Source organism: Prevotella sp. (assembly GCF_036570325.1).
GTDB lineage: Bacteria > Bacteroidota > Bacteroidia > Bacteroidales > Bacteroidaceae > Prevotella.
Genome location: NZ_DATCYK010000011.1, coordinates 1 through 4,345 on the forward strand (window position 1 = coordinate 1; position 4,345 = coordinate 4,345).

Genomic DNA, 4,345 nt, shown 5'->3' on the forward strand with positions numbered 1-4,345 from the left:
CGGGTGAGCTTTTACCTAATATATAGTTCTTGATAATTCTGAAATTCATGTGATTGAAACTCCCTGATTCTATATTTCTTATTTACCTTTTATATATAGAAACAATCCTATTGATAAAAAAGCGTATTGTTGAAAATAAAAAAAATGTTATTAGTGTTTTAGAAATGCCAATCTGTTACGCAGGTATCGCAGTGCTTTATATACGTGCACGTCGACTGTACGCACGGAAACATTCATCGCTTCGGCTATCTCCTTATTCTTCATTCCATGTAGATAGCTCATCACAAAGGCTTGTCTGCACTTGTCGGGCAGCTCTGCGATAGCGGCATGGATTTGCTTTCGGAGCTCCTTATTCTCCATATAACGCATTACATCGTTATGTTCGGGATGAAAAAAAGAAAGTCGGTGGTCTTCTAATTGCTTGCGTGTGTCATGGTAGTCTTTAACTATGGCTTGGTGTTTTACGATGTTAAGTGCTCTGCTATAAACGGTCTTGTATAAAAAAGCCTTGATGTGATCTTGGTCCGTTATGGCTTCGCGGTGTTTCCAAAGTTCTACAAAAGCTTCTTGAACCAAATCTTTTACTTCGTCATCATCCACTAAATGCGATGCGTAGAAGGCCAAAGAAGGGTAAAGCTCTCGGAAAATCGGGCGAAATTGATCTTCTGTTATGCTCATCAATTATACGTTCCTTAGAAATTTGACATGTAAAGTTATGTATTAAAACCGTAATTGCAACAGTTGGAAATCCATATTAAATAAATTTAACCCATAAGCAGTGCTTTGGCCAAAGGGCTTTTATGGGGGTGAAACAGAAAAAAAAGAAAAAAGTTAGAATATTAATACGCAATTTTTGTAATAGGTTTGTTATGTCTATAAACGGCGATTAATTTTTGCCACTATCAGTGCTTAAAACTTTCAATTATATAAACTTAAAACACTAAATTCATTTCCAGCCATGGACAAGAAACACTATGAACACGGCTTGACGTTATGTAAAGCCATTCTGGTTCTCTTCCTGCTCTGCATTCCTATGCAGCGGACTTGGGCACAGGTGAACTTCACTACACAACGTGCTAAGCTCGAAACAGTGATCAAACAGTTGAAAACAAAGTCCAAGTATCGCTTCTTCTACAACGATGTCTTGGGCAAGGTGGAGGTTAACGCCATCAATGCGAAGAACGAGCCGTTGACAAACGTGCTCAAAAAACTTTTCGCCGGAACGGGTATTACCTACAAAATCGAGGGCGACGTGGTCTATCTTTCTAAAGGTGAAGCCACAGTTGAAACGGCCAAGAAGCAACAAACGCAGCAGCGCCCGGGCGCTCCCCGTACGATCGAGGGTACCGTGACCGACGCCAATGGTGAGCCGCTGATTGGCGTAAGCGTTCAGATTAAGGGTTCTTCACACGGTGCGGTAACCGATCTCGACGGCCATTATTCTTTTACAACCGAGCAGGCTAATCCTATCCTTGTATATTCTTATATAGGTTATGCCACGCAGGAAGTTCCTTTGCAGGGTCGCAACAAGGTTGACCTGACCATGCGTGAGGAAGCTCATACCTTGAGCGACGTTGTTGTGACCGCGCTCGGTATCAAGCGCTCGGAGAAGGCGTTGAGCTATAACGTGCAGAAAGTAGGTGGTGAAGATGTCAACACCGTGAAGAACGCTAACTTCATGAACTCGCTTGCCGGTAAGGTTGCGGGTGTTAACATCAATGCTTCTTCTACCGGTGCCGGTGGTGCCTCTCGTGTCGTAATGCGTGGTCCTAAGTCTATCACACAGAGCAATGGTGCTCTTTATGTGGTTGATGGTGTGCCTATGACCAATACAAGTCAGGGTGAAGTAAGCAACGGTCGTTATGGCTCACAGCCCGGATCAGAAGGTATCGCCGATGTAAACCCCGAGGACATTGAGAGCATTTCTGTGCTCAGTGGTCCTGCCGCTGCCGCTCTTTATGGTTCGGCTGCCGCTCAGGGTGTCATCATGATTACCACTAAGAAAGGTAAGGAAGGCCGCATTCAGGTAAGCATTTCTAACAGCTCACAGTTCAGCCGTCCTTTCATTCTTCCCGAATTCCAAAACTCTTACATCAATCGTCAGAACGAAGTAGCCTCTTGGGGCGCTAAAACTTCTTCGCAGTTTGGTGACTACCAGCCCAAGGATTTCTTCGGAACTGGTACTAACATTCAGAACAACGTGTCGTTGACAGTAGGTTCGGATAAGAATCAGACTTACCTTTCTGTGGGTTCTACCAACGCAAAGGGTATCATGCCTAACAACGCCTACAACCGTTATAACTTTACTTTCCGCAACACCACTCATTTCTTGGATGACAAGTTGACTTTCGATTTTGGTTTCAACTATATCCTCGAGAACGACAAGAACCTCACGGCTCAGGGTGAATACTTCAACCCAATCCCCGCGGTTTACTTGTTCCCACGTGGTGAGAGCTTCGACGCTATCCGTACTTATGAGCTTTGGAATCCAAGTCGTTTGATTTATACGCAGAACTGGAACTTCGGTGACGCTTTGAGTATGCAGAATCCTTATTGGATTGCGCATCGCATGATACGTACCAATCAGAAGGGACGCTACATGATCAACGGTAGCTTGAAATACCAGATTACCAAGTGGCTTGATATTACCGGCCGTATGCGTTGGGACGATGCTGCTACCAAGCAGGAAGATAAGCGTTATGCTTCAACCATCAACCTCTTCTCGCATTCTGCTTATGGTTTCTATGGTTATGACAAGATTAATGACCAAAGTCTCTATGGTGACTTGATGGCCAATATCAACAAGTCATGGGAAACATTCAGCGTTGGCGCCAATATCGGTGGTTCTTTCTCACGTACCAAATATGATGTAACGGGTTTCCAAGGCGGTTTGAAAGCTCCATCTAACTTGTTTACACCTAATGCTATCGACTATAGTCAGGTTACTAACGACAATCGTCCTATCTATGATTTGAACAAGCACTACATCAACTCATTGTTCGCCAATGTTGAATTGGGTTGGAAGAGCATGCTCTACCTCACGTTGACAGGTCGTAACGATTGGGACTCTGCGCTTGAAGGTACAGCCAAGACCTCTTTCTTCTATCCTTCTGTAGGTATGTCAGGCGTTATTTCTGAAATGGCTAAGCTGCCTAAGTTTATCAACTACATGAAGGTACGTGCTTCTTGGGCCAGCGTAGGTTCGGCTATCAAGCCTAATATTTCTTCTATGTGGCGCTATGGTTACAACCCCGCATCGGCTACTTACAGCACCGTTACTTATAAATTCCCCGATACATTCTATCCTGAGCGTACCGATTCTTGGGAAGCCGGTTTGACTGCACGCTTCTTCAATAACGCTCTGACTTTGGATGTTACGGTTTATCAGAGTAACACCAAGAAGCAGACTTTCCTCCGCTCTATCTCAGCCGGTGGTGGTTATAATCAGGAATATATCCAGACCGGTAATGTTCGCAACCGTGGTCTTGAGCTCTCTTTGGGTTACAACAAGACATGGGGTGATTTCGGTTGGAACACCTCACTTACCTATAGTATGAACCGCAACAAGATTATCAACTTGCTTGACGATCCTAACGAAGTGCTCAACATGGGTGGTTTGAATGGTATCAGCATTATCTTGAAAAAGGGAGGTACCATGGGTGACGTTTACACAACATCTGATTTCAAGCGTGACGCTGATGGTAACATCGCCTTGGATGCCGGTGGCAACGTGATGCAGGAAAGCCTTAGCAATCCCGTATATCGTGGTTCTGTATTGCCAAAGGGCAATGTAGGTTTCTCAAATGAGTTCTCTTACAAGGGCTTTAACCTCGGATTCCTCGTTACCGCACGCTTTGGCGGTATCGTAATGAGCCAAACTCAGGCTATCCTCGACCAGTATGGCGTATCAAAGGCTTCAGCTATTGCACGTGATAATGGCGGTATCGCTGTTAACAGTGGTATGGTGGGTGCCGAAGGTTACTATTCTGTAGTAGGTGGAAGCAATCCTATTTGGTCAGAATATATCTACAGTGCTACCAACGCTCGCTTGCAAGAGGCTCACATCAGCTACACCTTCCCCAAGACATTGTTGAAGAGTGTGCAGTTGACACTTGGCCTTACAGCTCACAACTTGTTCATGATTTACAAAAAGGCTCCATTCGATCCCGAGTCAACTGCCTCTACCGGTACTTACTATCAGGGCTTCGACTATTTCATGCAGCCAAGTTTACGCTCATTGGGCTTCAACGTGAATCTGAAATTCTAACCCATCTTAACCAAATAAAGATATAACAATGAAAAATAAATATATTTCAAGAGTAGCCGTAATCGGTCTGACCGCTGT

The 4,345-nt window shown here is 44.4% G+C and carries 2 protein-coding genes; one reads left to right on the top strand and one right to left on the bottom strand.

Annotation, left to right across the window (positions count from 1 at the left end; all coding sequences use genetic code 11):
* Positions 1–150: 150 nt before the first annotated feature.
* Positions 151–678 (bottom strand): RNA polymerase sigma-70 factor, encoded by a 528-nt coding sequence (locus VIR50_RS00880; RefSeq protein ID WP_331933263.1) that lies wholly within the window; start codon positions 676–678, stop codon positions 151–153.
* Positions 679–958: 280 nt separating this feature from the next.
* Here VIR50_RS00880 and VIR50_RS00885 point away from each other — a divergent pair, with 280 nt between their 5' ends.
* Positions 959–4,267 (top strand): SusC/RagA family TonB-linked outer membrane protein, encoded by a 3,309-nt coding sequence (locus tag VIR50_RS00885; protein ID WP_331933264.1) that lies wholly within the window; start codon positions 959–961, stop codon positions 4,265–4,267.
* Positions 4,268–4,345 lie beyond the last annotated feature (78 nt).